17 protein-coding genes and 3 tRNA genes are annotated in these 16,829 nt (G+C 66.9%); 7 read left to right on the forward strand and 13 right to left on the reverse strand.

Going from position 1 to position 16,829, the window contains the following annotated elements; genetic code table 11:
* Positions 1-3: 3 nt before the first annotated feature.
* From ACODRV_RS17125 to kdsA, 4 genes are read right to left on the reverse strand one after another with little or no spacing between them, the layout of a single operon-like run.
* Entirely contained in the window at positions 4-1,116 is a 1,113-nt protein-coding gene (locus ACODRV_RS17125; protein ID WP_488909148.1) for a DUF3089 domain-containing protein, read from the reverse strand.
* The gene (gene rfaD, locus ACODRV_RS17130; protein ID WP_488909149.1) at positions 1,113-2,114 is read right to left on the reverse strand and encodes an ADP-glyceromanno-heptose 6-epimerase; all 1,002 of its coding nucleotides are present in this window, start codon (positions 2,112-2,114) and stop codon (positions 1,113-1,115) included. Before rfaD ends, ACODRV_RS17125 begins: the two co-directional genes overlap by 4 nt.
* Positions 2,114-3,547, reverse strand: coding sequence for a D-glycero-beta-D-manno-heptose 1-phosphate adenylyltransferase (rfaE2, locus tag ACODRV_RS17135; RefSeq protein WP_488909158.1), 1,434 nt, complete (start codon positions 3,545-3,547; stop codon positions 2,114-2,116). The genes rfaD and rfaE2 overlap by 1 nt, the downstream gene beginning before the upstream one ends.
* Positions 3,548-3,586: 39 nt before the next feature.
* On the reverse strand, positions 3,587-4,447 hold the full coding sequence (kdsA, locus tag ACODRV_RS17140) for a 3-deoxy-8-phosphooctulonate synthase (RefSeq protein ID WP_488909150.1): 861 nt from the start codon (positions 4,445-4,447) through the stop codon (positions 3,587-3,589).
* A 111-nt stretch (positions 4,448-4,558) separates the two neighbouring features.
* Between kdsA and ACODRV_RS17145 the strand changes: the two genes are divergently transcribed.
* The 3 genes from ACODRV_RS17145 to sseA are packed head-to-tail and all read left to right on the forward strand — an operon-like array spanning position 4,559 to position 8,125.
* Complete coding sequence (locus ACODRV_RS17145) at positions 4,559-6,019, forward strand: cryptochrome/photolyase family protein (protein WP_141626893.1); 1,461 nt, start codon at positions 4,559-4,561, stop codon at positions 6,017-6,019.
* 33 nt (positions 6,020-6,052) lie between these two features.
* The gene (locus ACODRV_RS17150) at positions 6,053-7,273 is read left to right on the forward strand and encodes a class I SAM-dependent methyltransferase (RefSeq protein ID WP_488909151.1); all 1,221 of its coding nucleotides are present in this window, start codon (positions 6,053-6,055) and stop codon (positions 7,271-7,273) included.
* A 21-nt stretch (positions 7,274-7,294) separates the two neighbouring features.
* Positions 7,295-8,125, forward strand: a complete 831-nt coding sequence (gene sseA / locus ACODRV_RS17155) for a 3-mercaptopyruvate sulfurtransferase (protein WP_488909152.1) — start codon at positions 7,295-7,297, stop codon at positions 8,123-8,125.
* Here sseA and ACODRV_RS17160 read toward each other — a convergent pair whose 3' ends face one another.
* Positions 8,126-9,484 carry a dicarboxylate/amino acid:cation symporter gene (locus tag ACODRV_RS17160; RefSeq protein ID WP_141626896.1) on the reverse strand — a complete coding sequence of 453 codons (1,359 nt, stop codon included), beginning with the start codon at positions 9,482-9,484 and terminating at the stop codon, positions 8,126-8,128.
* A gap of 31 nt (positions 9,485-9,515) precedes the next feature.
* Entirely contained in the window at positions 9,516-10,607 is a 1,092-nt protein-coding gene (locus ACODRV_RS17165; RefSeq protein WP_141626897.1) for an amino acid ABC transporter substrate-binding protein, read from the reverse strand.
* 102 nt (positions 10,608-10,709) lie between these two features.
* Between ACODRV_RS17165 and metC the strand changes: the two genes are divergently transcribed.
* The 3 genes from metC to ACODRV_RS17180 are packed head-to-tail and all read left to right on the forward strand — an operon-like array spanning position 10,710 to position 12,726.
* Positions 10,710-11,894, forward strand: coding sequence for a cystathionine beta-lyase (gene metC, locus ACODRV_RS17170; protein ID WP_488909153.1), 1,185 nt, complete (start codon positions 10,710-10,712; stop codon positions 11,892-11,894).
* Positions 11,895-11,901: 7 nt separating this feature from the next.
* Positions 11,902-12,279, forward strand: coding sequence for a hypothetical protein (locus tag ACODRV_RS17175; RefSeq protein WP_488909154.1), 378 nt, complete (start codon positions 11,902-11,904; stop codon positions 12,277-12,279).
* A 36-nt stretch (positions 12,280-12,315) separates the two neighbouring features.
* Entirely contained in the window at positions 12,316-12,726 is a 411-nt protein-coding gene (locus ACODRV_RS17180; RefSeq protein ID WP_488909155.1) for a hypothetical protein, read from the forward strand.
* On the opposite strand, the gene ACODRV_RS17185 is transcribed toward ACODRV_RS17180, so the two are convergent.
* The 3 genes from ACODRV_RS17185 to ACODRV_RS17195 form a co-directional block, all read right to left on the reverse strand.
* Complete coding sequence (locus ACODRV_RS17185; protein ID WP_488909156.1) at positions 12,702-13,268, reverse strand: hypothetical protein; 567 nt, start codon at positions 13,266-13,268, stop codon at positions 12,702-12,704. The genes ACODRV_RS17180 and ACODRV_RS17185 overlap by 25 nt on opposite strands.
* A 786-nt stretch (positions 13,269-14,054) precedes the next feature.
* A tRNA-Arg gene (locus ACODRV_RS17190) sits at positions 14,055-14,131 on the reverse strand.
* A 158-nt stretch (positions 14,132-14,289) separates the two neighbouring features.
* The gene (locus tag ACODRV_RS17195; RefSeq protein ID WP_141626901.1) at positions 14,290-14,598 is read right to left on the reverse strand and encodes an ETC complex I subunit; all 309 of its coding nucleotides are present in this window, start codon (positions 14,596-14,598) and stop codon (positions 14,290-14,292) included.
* Between the two features lie 189 nt (positions 14,599-14,787).
* On the opposite strand from ACODRV_RS17195, the gene ACODRV_RS17200 reads away from it, so the two are divergent.
* Positions 14,788-15,075 (forward strand): hypothetical protein, encoded by a 288-nt coding sequence (locus ACODRV_RS17200; RefSeq protein WP_240811604.1) that lies wholly within the window; start codon positions 14,788-14,790, stop codon positions 15,073-15,075.
* Positions 15,076-15,087: 12 nt separating this feature from the next.
* On the opposite strand, the gene ACODRV_RS17205 is transcribed toward ACODRV_RS17200, so the two are convergent.
* The 4 genes from ACODRV_RS17205 to ACODRV_RS17220 form a co-directional block, all read right to left on the reverse strand.
* A tRNA-Pro gene (locus ACODRV_RS17205) sits at positions 15,088-15,164 on the reverse strand.
* Between the two features lie 55 nt (positions 15,165-15,219).
* Positions 15,220-15,696: a DUF192 domain-containing protein gene (locus ACODRV_RS17210; RefSeq protein WP_168196820.1), complete on the reverse strand. Its 477-nt coding sequence runs from the start codon at positions 15,694-15,696 to the stop codon at positions 15,220-15,222.
* 25 nt (positions 15,697-15,721) lie between these two features.
* Positions 15,722-16,285: a cold-shock protein gene (locus ACODRV_RS17215; RefSeq protein ID WP_141626903.1), complete on the reverse strand. Its 564-nt coding sequence runs from the start codon at positions 16,283-16,285 to the stop codon at positions 15,722-15,724.
* 221 nt (positions 16,286-16,506) lie between these two features.
* A tRNA-Glu gene (locus ACODRV_RS17220) sits at positions 16,507-16,581 on the reverse strand.
* Positions 16,582-16,829 lie beyond the last annotated feature (248 nt).

Below are 16,829 nucleotides of genomic sequence, written 5' to 3' on the forward strand. Positions count from 1 at the left end.
GCTTCACGCCCCGTCAGGCTGCGCGTTGCGCCAGGCGTTGAGGCGGGTCTGAACGTCGGCTTCGGTATCGCCGTAGAACAGGTTGTAGGGTCGCGCCTTGCGGCGGTCGGCCCAGCTGCCGGTCGGCTGGAGCGACTCCAGACGCGGCGCGCTGTGGCGCAGCAGGCCGCCACGACACTGGGCGGACACCTCGCGGGCCATGAGAGCCGGGCGGGCGCCCCACTCCAGCCCGGTCGCGTTGGTGGCGCCGCGCTGGGCGCGGGCGGCCACGAGGGCCACGTCGGTAGAGCCGGTGAGCGGGTTCACACAGACCGCCGGGCGCCCCTCCAGCTCGACCAGACGCCCCCGGTCGTCCCAGACCAGGGCGCGTCGTAGCCGACGCCGGGCCGCGCCGTCATTGCCGTCATCGACCGGCGACCAGGCGACGATGCAGCCGACCTGATCCCGGCGCGAACAGGCGGGGACGGCCGGGGACAACCGATCCACCGGAACCACCACATCGACCAGATAGACCGCGGCGATCCGGGATCTGAGCGCCCTGTCGCCTGCCACGCGCTCGCGCACCAGCCGTTCCAGAAGCTCGCCGCCCTGCTCGGTGCCCGCCAGCACAAGTGGACCGGCGGGGTGACGCTTCAGCCAGGCCTCGAACGCGGCGGCGATGTCCTGATAGGCGAAAGCCCGGGCCTCGCGCGCGTCCTCACGCAGGGTCAGACGAGTATAGAGGCTGGCCTGCCGGTAGCGGGGCGCGCTGACCCTGCCCGCGCGGGCGAAGGGACCGGCGTAGTTGGGCAGGACCACCTCACGCAGCCAGCGCTCGCCTCGACGCTCGCCGATGGGCCCGTTCCAGTCGCGCCCGCCGTCATAGGTGGTGGAGTGAACGTAGAAGACCGAGGCGTCCCCGGTCTCCGGCGCGCGGGCGTCGAGCAGGGCCCAGCTTTCCGCCCTGCCGTAATCCGGGGCCGGTGGCGGCGAATAGGTCTGGAACGGCACCTGGGGATCGAGCCCGGCGCGCAGAATGTCGCCCCGCCACACCGCGACGGCTGTCACGACGAGCAGGACCAGGGCGAGGCCCACGACGCCGACCCACTGCCGGGCTGTCAGCGTCGCCAATTTCACCGGTAGGCGTCCGAGGTCATCAGGAAGTCCTGCACATAGCGGCGGACCCCCTCCTCCAGCGGCGTCGACTGGCCGCTGTAGCCCGCGGCGCGGATGCGTTCCATCCGGGCCTCGGTGAAGTACTGGTACTTGTCCCGGATCGACAGCGGGGTGTCGACGTATTCGACCCGCGGCGTCTTGCCCGCCGCGCTGAAGGTGGCGTTGGCCAGATCGAGGAAGGAGCGCGCCTGCCCCGAACCGGCGTTGAATACGCCCGAAACGGCCGTGGTCTCCAGCAGCCAGTCGATAATGTCGACAACATCCTCGACGAAGACAAAGTCACGCATCTGACCGCCGTCGGCGTAGTTCGGGTTGTGCGACCGGAACAGGGTGACCGGCTCGCCCGCCTGAACCTTGGGCCAGATCTGGGCCACGACCGACTTCATCCCGCCCTTGTGGTATTCGTTGGGGCCATAGACGTTGAAGAATTTGAGCCCCGCCCACTGGCTGGGCGCATTGCCCTCGTCGGCCTGTTTCACCGCATACTGGTCGAACAGGTATTTCGAATAGCCATAGGCGTTCAGCGGGCGCAGACCCGACAGCCACTCGATGTCATCCCGGTCCTCGAACCCGCTGTCTCCGTCGCCGTAGGTGGCGGCCGAGGAGGCGTAGATGAGCCGGGCGTCGCGCAGCACACACCAGTCCCACAGGTCGCGGGACAGGCTGAAATTGGTGCGCATGATCAGGTCGGCGTCCGCCTCGGTCGTCGAGGAGATGGCGCCCATGTGGACGATGGCCTCGACCCGGTCGGCGTGCTGTTCCAGCTTTTCGAACAGCTCCTCCGGCTGCCAGAAGTCGGCGATGCCGTGCTTGGCCAGGTTCTTCCACTTGCCCAACGCCGCGTCTTCCATGCGGTCGCACACGACGATGTCGCGACGGTCCTCGGCGCACAGGCGCGCGACGATGTTCGAGCCGATGAAGCCCGCGCCGCCGGTCACCACGATCATTCGCCGGGCCATCAGCTGTCCTTCATCCTGGAGATTGTGCGGGTCGTGGAGAAGCCGTCCTCGAACGTCGCCAGCTTCACCTCGCCACCCCAGCTTTCCACCAGGTCGCCGCCGACCACGCCCTCGCGGGTGTAGTCCGCGCCCTTGATCAGGACATCGGGACGCAGGCGTTCGATCAGCGCCAGGGGGGTGGGGTCGTCAAAACTGGTGACGCGATCGACCGATTGCAAACCGCCGATGACCACGGCGCGACTGTCCAGATCGTTGATCGGACGACCCTCGCCCTTGAGCCTGCGCACCGAGGCGTCCGTGTTCAGCGCCACCACCAGCCGGTCGCACCAGCCGCGGGCCTGCGCCAGATAGGCGACGTGGCCGCGGTGCAGAATGTCGAAGCAGCCGTTGGTGAAGCCGACCTTCAGCCCCTGACGGCGCCAGCCCTCGACCACATGCGCCAGTTCCTCCAGCGGCATGACCTTGGCGTGGGCGCCCGAGGCGTGCTGGCTCATCTCGGCGTCGATCAGTTCGGCGGGGCTGACCACGGCGGTGCCCGCCTTTCCCACCACCACGCCCGAGGCGAGGATGGCGAATTCCACCGCCGTCTCCAGCGTGGCGCCCGCGCCCAGCGCCAGACCCAGCGCCGCCAGCCCGGTGTCGCCGGCGCCCGAAACGTCGAAGACCTCGCGCGCACGTCCAGGGAAATGCTTCGCCGCACCGCCGCGCCGCATCAGGCTCATGCCCTTGCCCGCGCGAGTGACGATGATGGCCCTGGCCGTTGTGGCCGCCAGCAGGGCCGTCAGCGCCGCCTCGACCTCGGCGTCTGTGTCGACAGGCAGGCCGGTGGCGCCGGCCAGTTCGCTGGCGTTCGGCTTGATGACATCGACGGCGCCGTAGCGAGCGAAGTCGGTCCCCTTGGGATCAACGATCACCGGCGCGCCGGAGGCCTGCGCCGCCGACAGGGCGTCGGCCATAAGGGCGGCGGTGACGCTGCCCTTGGCATAGTCGGAAATCAGGATGGAGGCCGCGCCGTCGAACACGCCGTTGGACGGCAGGGTCCGGTCGCCCGGCTCCTCGTCATCCAGCCGCAGCAGTTGCTGGCCGCCGGAAACGTAGCGCGTCTTCACGATGGTCGGGGCGGCCGCGCTGGCCTCGACGAAGCTGACGACACCGTCGTCCTGCCCGATCAGGGTCGTCAGTTCCGAGCCTGCCGGATCCAGCCCGACGACGGCGCCCAGACGGGCCGCGCCGCCCAGGGAGCCGACGTTGCGCGCCACATTGCCGACCGCGCCGGCCATGGCGACCGTGCGCTTCGTCTTCAGCACCGGAATAGGCGCTTCGGGCGAGATGCGGCTGACCTCGCCGTAAACGTAGCGGTCCAGCATCAGGTCGCCGACACAGGCCACCTCCAGCCCGCGCACGCGCTCCAGAAGCGCCTGCAGTTCTCCCAGATCGAGCGTGCGTTCAGCCATACGGCTGGCCTACCGGATTCAGGCGACCTTCGCCATCCGCGCCTTCGACAGATCGTCGTAGGCCAGCAGGTCGGCGGCCAAAGCCTCGAACTGGTTGAGCGGCACCATGTTCGGGCCGTCGGACGGCGCGTTGTCCGGGTCCTGATGGGTCTCCATGAAGACGGCGTCCACGCCCACGGCGACGGCGGCGCGGGCCAGAACCGGCACGAACTCGCGCTGGCCGCCCGATGAGGTGCCCTGCCCGCCCGGCTGCTGCACCGAGTGGGTGGCGTCGAACACGACCGGACAGCCGATCTCACGCAGGATCGGCAGGGCGCGCATGTCGGAGACGAGGGTGTTGTAGCCGAAGCTGGCCCCGCGCTCGCAGGCCATGACATTCGGATTGCCCGCCCCGGTGACCTTGGCGATGACGTTCTTCATGTCCCACGGGGCCAGGAACTGCCCCTTCTTGATATTGATCGCCTTGCCGGTCGCGGCGGCGGCCAGCAGCAGGTCGGTCTGGCGGCTCAGGAAGGCCGGGATCTGCAGCACGTCGACCACCTCACCGGCGATGCGGCAGTGTTCCTCGGTGTGCACGTCGGTCAGGACCGGCAGGCCGATGCTCTCGCGGATTTCGGCGAAGATCGGCAGCGAGCCTTCCAGGCCGAAGCCGCGGGCGGCGTTGGCGCTGGTGCGGTTCGCCTTGTCAAAGCTGGTCTTGTAGATGATGCCGACGTTCAGACGTTCGCCGATCTCCTTCAGCGCCGTAGCGATCTCCAGCGCATGCTGGCGGCTCTCCAGTTGGCACGGGCCGGCGATGAAGACGATGCGCTGACCGCCGCCGATGCTGACGGGACGGGCGACGCCCTTGATGTCGATGACGGCGTTGGGCTTGGACACGGCGAATTCCTGCGTAAAGCGACTTGGCGACGCGCGGCCCTTGCCGCACCTATGCGGCGATCAGGTGGCGTCGGACGTTGAGGATCGCAAGCTACCACGGAGCCAGACCGCATGACCACCAGACCCGCCCCCGTCATTGTCTGGTTTCGCCGCGACCTACGCCTGTCCGACAACCCGGCGCTGAATCACGCGGCAGAGACCGGTGCGCCGGTCATTCCGGTCTATATTCACGATCAGGGGCCGGTTCAGGAGCGCGCGGGCGGCGCCTCCCTGTGGTGGCTCGACAAGTCGTTGCGGGCGCTCGGCGACAGTCTGAAGGCGCGCGGCTCGCGCCTGATCCTTCGCTCCGGTGATTCGGAATCCGAGCTGCGCCGCCTGATCGGGGAGACGGGCGCCGCCAAGGTCTTCATGAACCGCCGCTTCGAGCCGGAACTGTTCGCCCGCGACGCCGACATCGCGCATGCGCTGAAGGCGGATGATGTGGAGGTGCGGGGCTGGAACGGGTCGCTGATGTGCCGCCCCGGCGGGGTGCTGAACGGGTCCGGCCAGCCCTACAAGGTGTTTACGCCCTTCCTGAAGGCGCTGCTGGCCACGACGGAACCGCCGACCCACACCACGGGACCCCGCACGCTCGACACGCCCGCCGATCTGAACAGCGAGGCGCTGGACGCGTGGGGGCTGCATCCCTCGAAACCCGACTGGTCCACCGGCTTCGACTGGTCGCCGGGCGAGGCCGGGGCGTCCGAAGCCCTGTCGCGGTTCATCGCCGGAGGCCTGAAGAACTACAGCCGCGACCGCGACTTCCCCGCCGCGCCCGGCTGCAGCCGACTGTCGCCGCATCTGCATTTCGGTGAAATCCATCCCTGGCGCGCCATCGCCCGGGTTCAGGCGGCTGTGGACGGGGGCGACGTCCCGCGGGCCGAGGCTGACAAGTTCATCGCCGAACTGGGCTGGCGGGATTTCTCGGCCCACCTGCTGCACCACTTCCCGCAGATCACCGACACCGCCTTCCGGCCCGAGTACGACGCCATGCCCTGGCGCGACGACCCGGCGGGGCTGCGGGCGTGGCAGCGGGGCCTGACGGGCTATCCCATCGTCGATGCGGGCATGCGCCAGCTGTGGACGACCGGCTGGATGCACAATCGCGTCCGCATGATCGTCGCCTCCTTCCTCGTGAAGGACCTGCTGATCGACTGGCGACGGGGCGAGGACTGGTTCCGGGACACCCTCGTGGACGCCGATCTGGCCAGCAATGTGCAGAATTGGCAGTGGGTTGCGGCATCCGGAGCGGACGCTGCGCCGTATTTCAGGGTGTTCAATCCGATTACCCAGGGGACGAAGTTTGATGCCAAGGGACAGTATGTCCGCCGCTGGGTTCCCGAGATCGCGGCCCTGCCCGACAAATGGCTGCACGCCCCGTGGACCGCGCCCGCGGAAGTCCTGCGCGGCGTCGGCTTGCGCCTCGGTCACGACTATCCCCGGCCGATCCTCGACCATGCGGAGGCGCGGGACCGCGCGCTGGAGGCCTTGCGGACCGTCACCGCGTCCCGTCACGACGACCCCGGGCATTGACGCCCCGGGGGCGGCCTTCCCACATCACTGCGCATGACGTCGTTGACCGCCGAACGGCCCGAGGCTGCGGCCCGTACCCCGCGAGGGGTGGCCCTGCTGTTGCGCCTGCTCTCCGCCAACTGGACCTTCGGCCAGTTGACTATCCTTCTGCCGAACGGACAAACCCGGCGGCTGTCAGGACAGGAGACCGGGCCCGCCGCCGTGCTGGATATCCGCGATTACCGCTTTGCCCGCCGGGTGTTGGCCAATGGCGATATCGGTTTCGCGGAAGGCTATATGGCCGGTGAGTGGGAGACGCCGCATCTGGCGCCGTTGCTCGAGGTTCTGGCCCGGAATTACGACAACATCCGCCGCCTTTTCGACGGCAACCCCGTGATGACGGCTATCAACTGGCTCTCGCATCGGATGAACCGCAACAGCCGGTCCGGATCGAAGAAAAACATCCACGCCCACTATGATCTGGGCAACGACTTCTACAGCCGCTGGCTGGACCCCTCCATGACCTATTCCTCGGCCCGGTTCGCCACGCCGGACACGCCGCTGGAGGCCGCACAGCGCGAGAAATACGCCTCTCTCGCCCACATGATGGACCTGCGTCCCGGCCAGTCCGTGTTGGAGATCGGCTGCGGCTGGGGCGGCTTCGCCGAGTTCGCGGCGAAGGAGGTCGGCGCAAAGGTCACCGGCATCACCATCTCGCAGCAGCAATACGACTTCGCGAAACAACGCCTCTTCAACGCGGGCCTGTCGGAGAGGGCGGACATTCGGCTTGTCGACTATCGCGACGTGACCGGCCAGTTCGACCGTGTCGCCTCCATCGAAATGTTCGAAGCGGTCGGTCAGGAGTACTGGCCCGCCTATTTCGGCAAGATCCGTGATGTGCTCGCGCCCGGCGGTCGCGCAGGCCTGCAGATCATCACCATCGAGGACGACCTGTTCGAGGAGTACAATCGCCGCACCGACTTCATTCAGAAGTACGTCTTCCCCGGGGGCATGCTGCCGTCCGAGGACCGGCTGAAGCCGGTGATCGAACGGGCCGGTCTGGAGTGGCAGGCCATCGAGCGCTTCGGTCTCGACTATGCCGACACCCTCAAACTCTGGGACGAGCGCTTTCAGTCCTCCTGGGGCGAGATCAGCCGCATGGCCGGGTTCGACGAGCGGTTCCGCCGCCTGTGGCGGTTCTATCTGGCCTATTGCGAAGCCGGCTTCCGGTCGCGGCGCACCGATGTGGTCCAGCTGGCTCTGGCGAAGGGCTGAGGCGGGGCGCATATCGGTCGCATGACCTCCGCCCTGATCTCCGCCGCCGACCTCGCCGACCGTCTGGGCGATCCTGACCTGCGCATCGTGGACGCCAGCTGGCATCTGGACGGACATGACGCCCGCGCGGACTTCGCCGACCGGCATATCCCCGGCGCGGTCTTCCTTGATCTGGACGTGGTGTCGGACGGCGACAGCCCCCTGCCCCACACCCTGCCGTCGCCCGCCGCCTTCGCCGCCTCAGCGGGCGTGCTGGGCCTGTCTGATCGGGACAGCATCGTGGTTTATGACACGGCGGGCCTGTTCTCGGCGGCGCGGGTCTGGTGGATGCTGAAAATTATGGGCGCGCGCGATGTGCGGGTGCTGGACGGCGGCCTGCCCGCCTGGACCGCGCGCGGGTTACCGCTTGAGACCGGGGCGCCTGAACGACCGTCCTTCAGCGTCTTCAGCCCCCGCTTCGACAGCGACGCCGTCGTCGGCCTCGATCAGGTCCGGGCCGCGCTGGGCGGAGAGACGCAGGTGCTGGACGCCCGCGGCGCCGGCCGCTTCCGGGGCGAGACCGCCGAGCCCCGGCCCGGCGTTCGTTCCGGGCACATGCCCGGCGCGCTGAACCTGCCTTACGGCGCGTTGCTGAACGCGGACGGCACGATGAAGCGCGGCCCGGCGCTGGAAGCCGCCTTCACCGATGCAGGAATGGATCTGGACCGTCCGGCGATCACCACCTGCGGCTCGGGTGTCACCGCCGCCATCCTGACGCTGGGCCTGCATGAGCTGGGCCGGACATCCCGCCTCTACGACGGAAGCTGGGCCGAATGGGGCGCGCCGGAAGGCGGCCCCGTCCAGACCGGCTGATCAGACCTGGCCGACGGTCCCTTCCTTCAGACCGCGGCGGGCCTGCCCCGGCAGGCCTTCCGGGTCGGTCGAGCCGTCGCCGGGGATGGCGTCATCACTCTCGCCGCGCGAGACGACCGTGGCGAGCACCAGATCGCCGGTGACGTTCAGGGTCGTGCGGCACATATCCAGGAAGCGGTCGACGCCCAGGATCAGGCCGATGCCCTCGACCGGCACATTGACCATGGCCAGGATCATCGCGACCACGGGCAGCGAGCCGGCGGGCACGCCCGCGGTGCCGACGCCACCCAGGATGCAGACCAGCATGACCACGACCTGTTGGGTAAGCGACAGCTCGATCCCGAAGAACTGGGCCAGGAACAGAACCGTCACCCCCTCGAACAGGGCGGTGCCGTTCTGATTGGCGGTCGCGCCGACCGTCAGCACGAAGCGGGCGATCTTGCGCGGCAGACCCAGTTCCTCATCGGCGGCGCGCAGGGCCACTGGCAGCGAGGCGTTGGACGAGGCGGTCGAGAAGGCCATCACCATCGGCTCGCGCACGCCACGGAAGAACTTGATCGGGTTCACGCCGCCGCCGATCCAGACGACCAGCGGATAGACCACGAACATGTGGATCGCCATGGCGCCCACGGCCACGCCGACGAAGGCGGCCAGACGCACCAGCAGATCCCAGCCAAACACGGCCGCCAGCTTGAACATCAGGCAGGCGATGGCCAGCGGGGCCAGCTTGATGAAGAGGTTGATCAGCTTCATCGTGACCTCGAGGAGGCCCTCGATGGTGCTCTGCAGGCCGTCCGTCTGCGGGGACTTGGCCATCACCAGCCCGATCCCGAAGAACAGGGCGAAGATCATCACCGGCAGGATCTGGTTCTCCGCCGCCGCGGTGACGACGTTCGAGGGGATCAGGTCGAGGAAGAAATCATCGAAGCGAACGCCGCCCTGCGCCTTGGCCACGATCTCGCTGGTTCCCTGCGCCCCTTGGGCCAGCAGCGATTGCGCCACCTCGGGCGGCACCCCGTCGCCGGGACGGAAGAAGTTGACCATGCCCAGACCGATGACCACGGCGATGCCGGAGACGATGATCGTCAGCAGCAAGGTCTTCAGGCCCGCGCGACCGAGCGAGTTCAGGTCGCCCATCTCGGCCACCCCGACCACGAGGGCCGAGAACAGCAGGGGGATGACCATCATGAAGAGCAGCTTCAGGAAGATCTGACCGATGGTCCCGGCGATCACGATCGGCGCCCATTCGGCGTCCGGCTGGATCGCGAAATTGGCCCACAGACCGGCGCCGAGGCCGACCGCGAAGCCGATCAGCATCAGCCAGTGGAGCGCGATCCCGCCCTTTTTGCTCGTTTGCATACAGTGGTCCCCCGGCGATTGAGCCGTGTGGTTATCGGATGGGCAGGCCGTAGATCAACCCGGCAGGCCGCTGGTTCCATTGCGCATTGAGGCCCCGCTCCAGATCGAGCGACGAATCCGGGCCGATATTGCGCGCGAAGATTTCGCCGTAATTGCCTTCCGCCTCCAGCGCATTCTTCAGCCAGGATTTGGACAGGCCCAGCATGGGGCCGAAGTCGCCCTCCACGCCCAGCAGACGCCGGACCGCCGGATCACGGCTTTCAGCGGCCAGGGCGCCGACGTTCTGGCGCGTGACGCCCAGTTCCTCGGCCAGGATCAGGCCGTTCAGGGTCCAGCGCACCACCGAGGTCCAGGCTTCGTCGCCCCGCTTCACGGCCGGGCCCAACGGTTCCTTGGAGATCACCTCCGGCAGGATGGCGTGCTGATCCGGATCGGGCAGCAGGGTCCGGGCGGCGGCCAGTGCGGAAATGTCGGCGCTGAAGGCGTCGCAGTCTTCCTTCGCATAGGCCTCGCGCGCCGCCTCCTCATTGTCGGTGACGACGGGCGTGTAGGCGATGCCGCGCGCACGGAACCAGTCCGCCAGATTGAGCTCGCTGGTCGAGGCCCGCTGCACACAGATGCGCGCGCCGTTCAGCTCCGTCGCGCTGGACAGGTTCAGCGACCGCCGGACCAGGAAGCCCTGACCGTCGTAATAGTTGATCCCGGCGAAGCGCACGCCCTCCTGCGCCTCGCGCGACAGGGTCCACGACGTCTCACGCCAAAGCACGTCGACCCGGCCCGCGCGCAGGGCGTCGAACCGCTGGCTGGTGGTCAGAGGCACGAAGCGCACCGCGTTCGCATCGCCCAGCACCGCGGCCGCCAGCGCCCGGCAGAAGTCGGCGTCGAAGCCGCGCCACTGGCCGCGATTGTCGGTGTAGGCGAAGCCGACCAAACCTTCATGCACGCCGCAGTTCAGGCGGCCGCGCCGCTTCACCGCCTGCAGGGTCGGGCTGTCAAAGGCCGGGGCTTCGGTCGGGGCGGTTGCGACGGTCTCGTCCGCGGCGTCATCCTCGCGCGCGCCCCGTCCGCAGGCGGCGACCGCCAGCGTCAGGACCAGCGCCATCGCCGCCGTCCGAACCTTCATCCCGCCTGTTCGCATGCCGCGCCTCGTCAGTGTGTCCGCCAGACTTGCGCCCCGCCCCTTTTAGAGGCCTTTGAGCCCTGAACCGCAACCCCGCGAGCCCCCATGACCGACCGTTCCGACCGCACGCGCCTGATCGCCGGGGCCACCCGCCGCACATCAGGCCCCGGGCTCGGCCGTCGCCCGGTCTCCCCGCCGGTCGAGCGGGCCTCGACCCTGCTCAACGATTCGCCGTCCGCCATGCGGGACGGCTCCATCGGCCCGACCTACGGCATCGAGGATCTGTCCGCCGGCCGCGCACTGCGCGCGGCGCTGGCCGAATTGGAGGGGGCTTCCGACGTCTGGCTGGTCCCGTCCGGCCTCGCCGCCGTCACCGTGCCCCTGACCGCCCTGCTCCAGCCCGGCGATCAGGTGCTGACGACCGACGCCCTGTACGGCCCCACCCGCCGCTTCCTGCACCGCCACCTGCGCCCGCGCGGGATCGACACCATTTTCCACCCCGCCGAGGCCGGGACCGAAGCCATCCTGTCCGCCGTGACCGACCGGACGAAGGTGATGCTGATCGAGTCGCCCGGCTCCCTGACGTTCGAGATGCAGGACGTCCCCGCGCTCGCCGCCGCCTGTCGTGAACGCGGTGTCCTGACGATCATGGACAACACCTGGGGCGCGGGCCTGGCCTTCAAGCCTCTGGCCCATGGCGTCGATGTCAGCGTTCAGGCCCTGACGAAGTACGCGGGCGGCCACTCCGACCTGCTGATGGGCTCCATCGCCGTCGCCGATGACATCGTCGGCAAACCGATCTTCGAGACGATTGAGGACCATGGCTGGCGCGTCACCTCCGACGACGCCTGGCTGGCCCTGCGCGGCCTGCGCACCCTGCCCTTGCGCTATGCCGAACAGGCCCGCTCGGCGCGGATCGTCGCCGACTGGCTCAAGGCCCGGCCCGAGGTCGCCGACGTGATGTGGCCCGCCCTGCCCGGCTCACCCGCTCATGACTTGTGGAGCCGCGACTACACAGGCGCCGCGTCCCTGTTCGGACTGGTGATGAAGGGCGGCGACACGGCCGCTGCCCACGCCCTGATGTCGGCCCTCAGCCTGTTCGGCCTCGGCTATTCCTGGGGCGGCTTCGAAAGCCTGATCACCCACGAGACCGCGCAATTGGCGATGCGCGGATCACCGCCGAAGCTGGCGGGCGAACTGCTGCGCCTGCATGTGGGGCTGGAAGACCCTGCGGATCTGATCGCCGATCTGGAGGTCGGGCTGACGGCGTGGACGGCGGCGGCGACCTGAGCGATCCTTGTTCGCGACGATGATTCAGGGGCGAACGATGAGCGCGGTTTCGGCAGCCTGTCTGGCGCTTCTGGCCTTGTCCTCGACCGGCTGCGCGAAGCCGCAGCCGATAGCCAGCGCCGAGGCCGCCTGCGACATCGCCACACAGAAGGTCACTGAGCTAAGAGGCCTCCCGACCAGCCATGTCGCGCATTGCGAAAAGCTGGGTGAGGCGAACGGCTACTACCCCCTCGCCCTCTACGCCCATTGCAAGGAAGCGGTCTGCGGCAGCACCAGCATGGGCTGGTTCGCCGTCAGCAAGACGACCGGCGAAGTGTTCGAATGGGATGTCACGGAGGAGCGGGCCGGGGTAACCGTTACGAACGGCATATCCTTCCAGCCGTGACCACAATGGCTCCGGCGCCTTCAAAAACTCAGGCACATGAAAACAATCGAAGTCGACCAGTTTGAATTCGATAACCCCCAGACTGAAGAACATCTGGAGATCGCAACAGCGCGCCGATCGGAATGGGTTCCGACAGTCGCTGCATTTGCTGCCAGTGTCGGATGCGGGAATCTCAGCCCGGCGATATTGCCGAAGGGGCGCGTTGACGATCTTGCCGGCGCATTGGCCGGGCTCGCTCCGACATTGCCCGCCTCACAACCGCTCAACGCGATACTCGGCCACAGACAAGTTCTGTCTTACCTGAAACGGTTTGCGGGCATCGATGCGCCTGAGCCGTGCGACTGGGCTTGTTGGCCAATTCCGAACAATGAGCATTTCATCGAGGAAAAGCTGCTCATCGAAACCGACGACAGCTTCATCAGCTACAAATGGTCAACGTCAGCCTGATAGTCCGCCGCATCATCTGATGATGACAGGAACCGGCAGCCGAACGATAGCGGCGCATAGACCTTATGGTCAGCGAGCAGCAGCCGCTCGATCTGCCCCAATAGCCCGCCCACCTTCCGGATCACCACTTCCCGGCTGACGATGACACGCGGGGCCAAGCTCTCGACGGGCACGCGGTAGGCGTTCAACCACTCTGCATCCAGTGTAACGTCTTCACCGTTCAACACGGCATTGAAAGTCACATCGAAGCCCCGTTCGTAAATGCCGAACTTCCGGGCTCCTGTCGGCCAGATCAGCCAGCGACCGAATTGGATCAGGTCAGAAAGATTGATGGCCAAATCGTCCCAGCAAAGGGTCAAGCGCACCCCTGCCCAATCTATGCAGAAATCCGGTCGTCCCAAGGCTTCGAGCGCGTCCACGACCGCGCCCTGAAAATCGTAGTCGAGTTCCTTCAGCTCCCAGATACGCACGGCGCTCCAGTCGAGCACTGGCGGAGGCTCGGTCCACTGGATCGTCAGGGCGAACGGTTCAACAGGCGTCATCGCGAACTGAACTCTCCTCTCCCCGGTCCTAGCGAGAGTGCGATGCTCCGCTCTGTGCGAGGTCAGCTGAGCAGATGTAAAACCGGCTGTAAAACCATCAGCCGCAATCCCGCTCAAACCCTGGCGCGCCCTGCAGGATTCGAACCTGCGACCGTCCGCTTAGAAGATAGTGCGATAGTCCGAAATTTCAGCGCCTTAGGTGTAAAACCGCGCGTTATCTCACCTCGCCAGCGCTAAACCGACGGACGGGGTGCAAAACTTCAAGGACGCCAATGTCCGCTTTCGACCCAGAGCGGACTAGATTGATTTCGGCTTCGTTCGCCAAAATCGCAAAAATGCCGCCCTTAGCGTCAAACCGAATGCCGCGCCCACACAGCCGACGACAAGCCATGAGCCACTCAGCAAGCCGGCCACCATCAACAAACCGGCCCAGAGGACAAACTTGAAATCTGACGATGCGGCTCCCGAAGACATGAATGAGGCGGCGGCCAAACCTGCCCAAATAAGAACTGCGAGCAAGCAGCCGCCCAACAGGCCCGCGATGGCGCCGCGTGCCGACCAGCGAGCTGATCCTGATGCGCACACTACGAAGGCAAGGAGCGTCCACCAGAGCAGTGGGTCCCCGTAGATTGATCGACCGTCCACTCATCCCCCGGCATCGTGATCTGCCGATGCTAGCTCTGCGGAAGTCAGCTTTCTACCCTTAGCGGTCATTCAGAGAGTCCGCTTTCGGCGTGAGCACCCGCCGGCCGTGTAAAACTTTTCAGGCCGATCCCGCTGAAACCCTGGCGCGCCCTGCAGGATTCGAACCTGCGACCGTCCGCTTAGAAGGCGGGTGCTCTATCCAGCTGAGCTAAGGGCGCTGAAGGGATGGCAAGGCCGTACCCGTAAGACCAAAATGGCTCAAGGGCTGCACGGTCGTCCGGCCTCAAGTCGCGCGAAGCGCGGTAGGCCAAACAGAAATGGCCTCAAGTAGCCGATAGGCGACAGGCCCAACAAAGAAGCACTGACCGCTGCGCAGTCAGTGCGTCCACGACTGCTTGCGGTTGGTGGCGAAGTTGTCGGCGTAGGCCTTGATGATCACCGGCGGCTCCTGCGGCTCGTGCAGGCGGAAGGCGATGCCGTGGCGCTCGGCGTAGGCGACGGCCTCTTCCCTGGTGTCGAAGGTCAGGCGGACCTGACCGTTCATGTCCGACGAGGAGGTCCAGCCCATCAGCGGGTCGATGGTGCGGGCCGAGGCCGGTTCGAACTCCAGCCGCCAGTCTCTCGACTTGGCCTTGCCGGACTGCATGGCGGTCTTGGCGGGGCGGTAGATGCGAGCGATGGCCATCGGAATCCTCATTCGTCCGGCCGAAACCGGTCTCCGCGTCCTAAAAGCCTTCGGCATCAGGATCAAGGCGGATGGGCTCCGCAACGCCGCCTGCGCGGAAAATCCTTCGAATCTCCACATGCCTCTTGCGCCCGGACAGCGCATGAGTGGTCATCGACACCTTGAGGGATGAGGCCGGGGATGACGGACATGACCAGGACCAGTGACAGAGCGGGCGTGCCGCTGTGGCGGGTCGGACTTTGGGGCGGAATCGCCGCCCTTCTCGTGCTGCCGCTGATCGCGATGCAGTTCACCAGCGAGGTCGCCTGGACCGCGACCGATTTCCTGTTCGCGGCCATCCTGCTGGTCGGCGCGGGCGCGCTGTTCGAACTGGCGGCGTGGAAGGTGCGCGACCTGACCGGCCGTCTGGTGCTGGCGGCGGTCCTGATCGGCGCTGTGCTGCTGGTGTGGGCCGATGGGGCCGTGGGGATCTTCTGACCCCGTAAACTCTGGTCGGAGTGAGAGGATTCGAACCTCCGACCCTCTGCTCCCAAAACAGATGCGCTACCAGGCTGCGCCACACTCCGATCCAGAGCGGCGCGTCTTGCCACGCGCCGCCCCCGACCGCAATGCGCCGCGTGCTTATTCCGCGAAGAAGGGGTGATGAACCTTGTCGCCCGGCTTGGCGCCGATCTCGTCCGAGCGGCCGCCACGCAGTTCCAGCACGCCCATGGCCGGACCGTTGGACGGCAGGACCGTGTCGTTGTTCGGCGCCGCGTTCTTGACGATCGAGACGATGCGTCCGTGCGGGTCGAGATAGAGGATGTCCAGCGGGCTGGGCGTGTTGTGCATCCAGAAACCGCGCTCGGCCACGTCCGGGAACTGGAACAGCATGCCGCGATCATCGGCCAGCGGCGGGCGCTCCATCAGGCCGCGTTGACGCTCGGCGTCGTCATCGGCGATCTCGACCATGAATTTGTGCTCGCCGGTCGAGGTGGTGATCGACAGCGGCTCCATCGGCTCGCCGTTCGCCCCCTTGGGCGTGCCCATGGCGCAACCAGCCAGCAGCAGGGCGCCCGCGATGGCCGCCAGAATTCCACGACGATAGATCATACGCATCCGCCCTTGCACGAGGGCGGATACCTTATCCGCCCATTCTGATTTCAGCGACCACCAGCCCCTTGGGGCCATCGGCGAACCGCACCGAAACCGGCTCTCCGGGCAGAAGATCGTCCAGCCCGCAGCGCCGCAGCGTTTCGACATGGACGAAGATATCGCCGGCCTGTCCGTCGCGCACCACGAATCCGTAGCCCTTGGTGCGATTGAACCATTTGACCACGGCGGGCTCCAGCGGACCGCCGGAGCCCGCCGGAGGCGCGGCCCCCTGCTGGCGCAGACTGTCATAGCCGTTCCGCCGCGCGGGCGGCGCGGCGGCGGCGGCCGGATCGCCCGCGCCCAGCTCCACGATTTCGGTCACCTGCCAGCCCTTCGGACGGCGCACGCAGTCACAGGAGATCGGCGCGCCCTCGGCGGCGGTCTCATGCCCGCTGTCCCGCAGGCTGGAGATGTGGAGGAGCACGTCCTTGAGATCCGTCAGCCCCGGATCGTCAGGTACGATGAAGCCGTATCCCTTACCGGGATCGAACCATTTGACCCGTCCGGCGATACGCACCGCGACCGCCGCCTCCCCAACCTCGTAGTCCGACACAACTTTCCCCCTGCCCGGGATCAGTACGGGCACGGCTTATTTAACACGGTTCTTTGAACCCCTGAAAAGCGAAAAATGTCCATTTTTCGAAGTTGTATGGCGGTGATCGTTCAACCCTGCCCCACACATCTCTCCGCGCGCGCCACGGCCATGTTGATCCGGACCCGACGCATCCGGCGGCGGGGGCGAGTCTGTCGGCGATGTGGGGAGAAGCCCCCGCGTGGCAGTCCCTAGGGGAATCGAACCCCTCTTTTCAGGTTGAAAACCTGACGTCCTAACCGATAGACGAAGGGACCGCGGCGCGGGGAAGCGGCGATATAGCCGAGCCCATCCCGCAGGCCAATCCCCAATCTGACGACAGCGTCCCTGCCTCATCCTGAAACCGGATGGCGGACACGACGAGGCTAGTCGCGTTGACTGTGCGGAAAAGCGGTTCGAAATGTCCTGGAGGGGGCGGCCTGTTCAGACCAGAAGCCTTTGAAAGGCTAACCCCGCGTGGCAGTCCCTAGGGGAATCGAACCCCTCTTTTCAGGTTGAAAACCTG

The organism is Brevundimonas sp. FG8 (genome assembly GCF_057808845.1).

Coding starts and splice junctions, on each gene's coding strand:
- rfaD (WP_488909149.1), bottom strand. CDS start 2,114: ATGGCCCGGCGAATGATCGTGGTGACCGGCGGCGCGGGCTTCATCGGC.
- ACODRV_RS17145 (WP_141626893.1), top strand. CDS start 4,559: ATGACCACCAGACCCGCCCCCGTCATTGTCTGGTTTCGCCGCGACCTA.
- ACODRV_RS17150 (WP_488909151.1), top strand. CDS start 6,053: ATGACGTCGTTGACCGCCGAACGGCCCGAGGCTGCGGCCCGTACCCCG.
- sseA (WP_488909152.1), top strand. CDS start 7,295: ATGACCTCCGCCCTGATCTCCGCCGCCGACCTCGCCGACCGTCTGGGC.
- ACODRV_RS17160 (WP_141626896.1), bottom strand. CDS start 9,484: ATGCAAACGAGCAAAAAGGGCGGGATCGCGCTCCACTGGCTGATGCTG.
- ACODRV_RS17165 (WP_141626897.1), bottom strand. CDS start 10,607: ATGAAGGTTCGGACGGCGGCGATGGCGCTGGTCCTGACGCTGGCGGTC.
- metC (WP_488909153.1), top strand. CDS start 10,710: ATGACCGACCGTTCCGACCGCACGCGCCTGATCGCCGGGGCCACCCGC.
- ACODRV_RS17180 (WP_488909155.1), top strand. CDS start 12,316: ATGAAAACAATCGAAGTCGACCAGTTTGAATTCGATAACCCCCAGACT.
- ACODRV_RS17185 (WP_488909156.1), bottom strand. CDS start 13,268: ATGACGCCTGTTGAACCGTTCGCCCTGACGATCCAGTGGACCGAGCCT.
- ACODRV_RS17195 (WP_141626901.1), bottom strand. CDS start 14,598: ATGGCCATCGCTCGCATCTACCGCCCCGCCAAGACCGCCATGCAGTCC.
- ACODRV_RS17200 (WP_240811604.1), top strand. CDS start 14,788: ATGACCAGGACCAGTGACAGAGCGGGCGTGCCGCTGTGGCGGGTCGGA.
- ACODRV_RS17210 (WP_168196820.1), bottom strand. CDS start 15,696: ATGCGTATGATCTATCGTCGTGGAATTCTGGCGGCCATCGCGGGCGCC.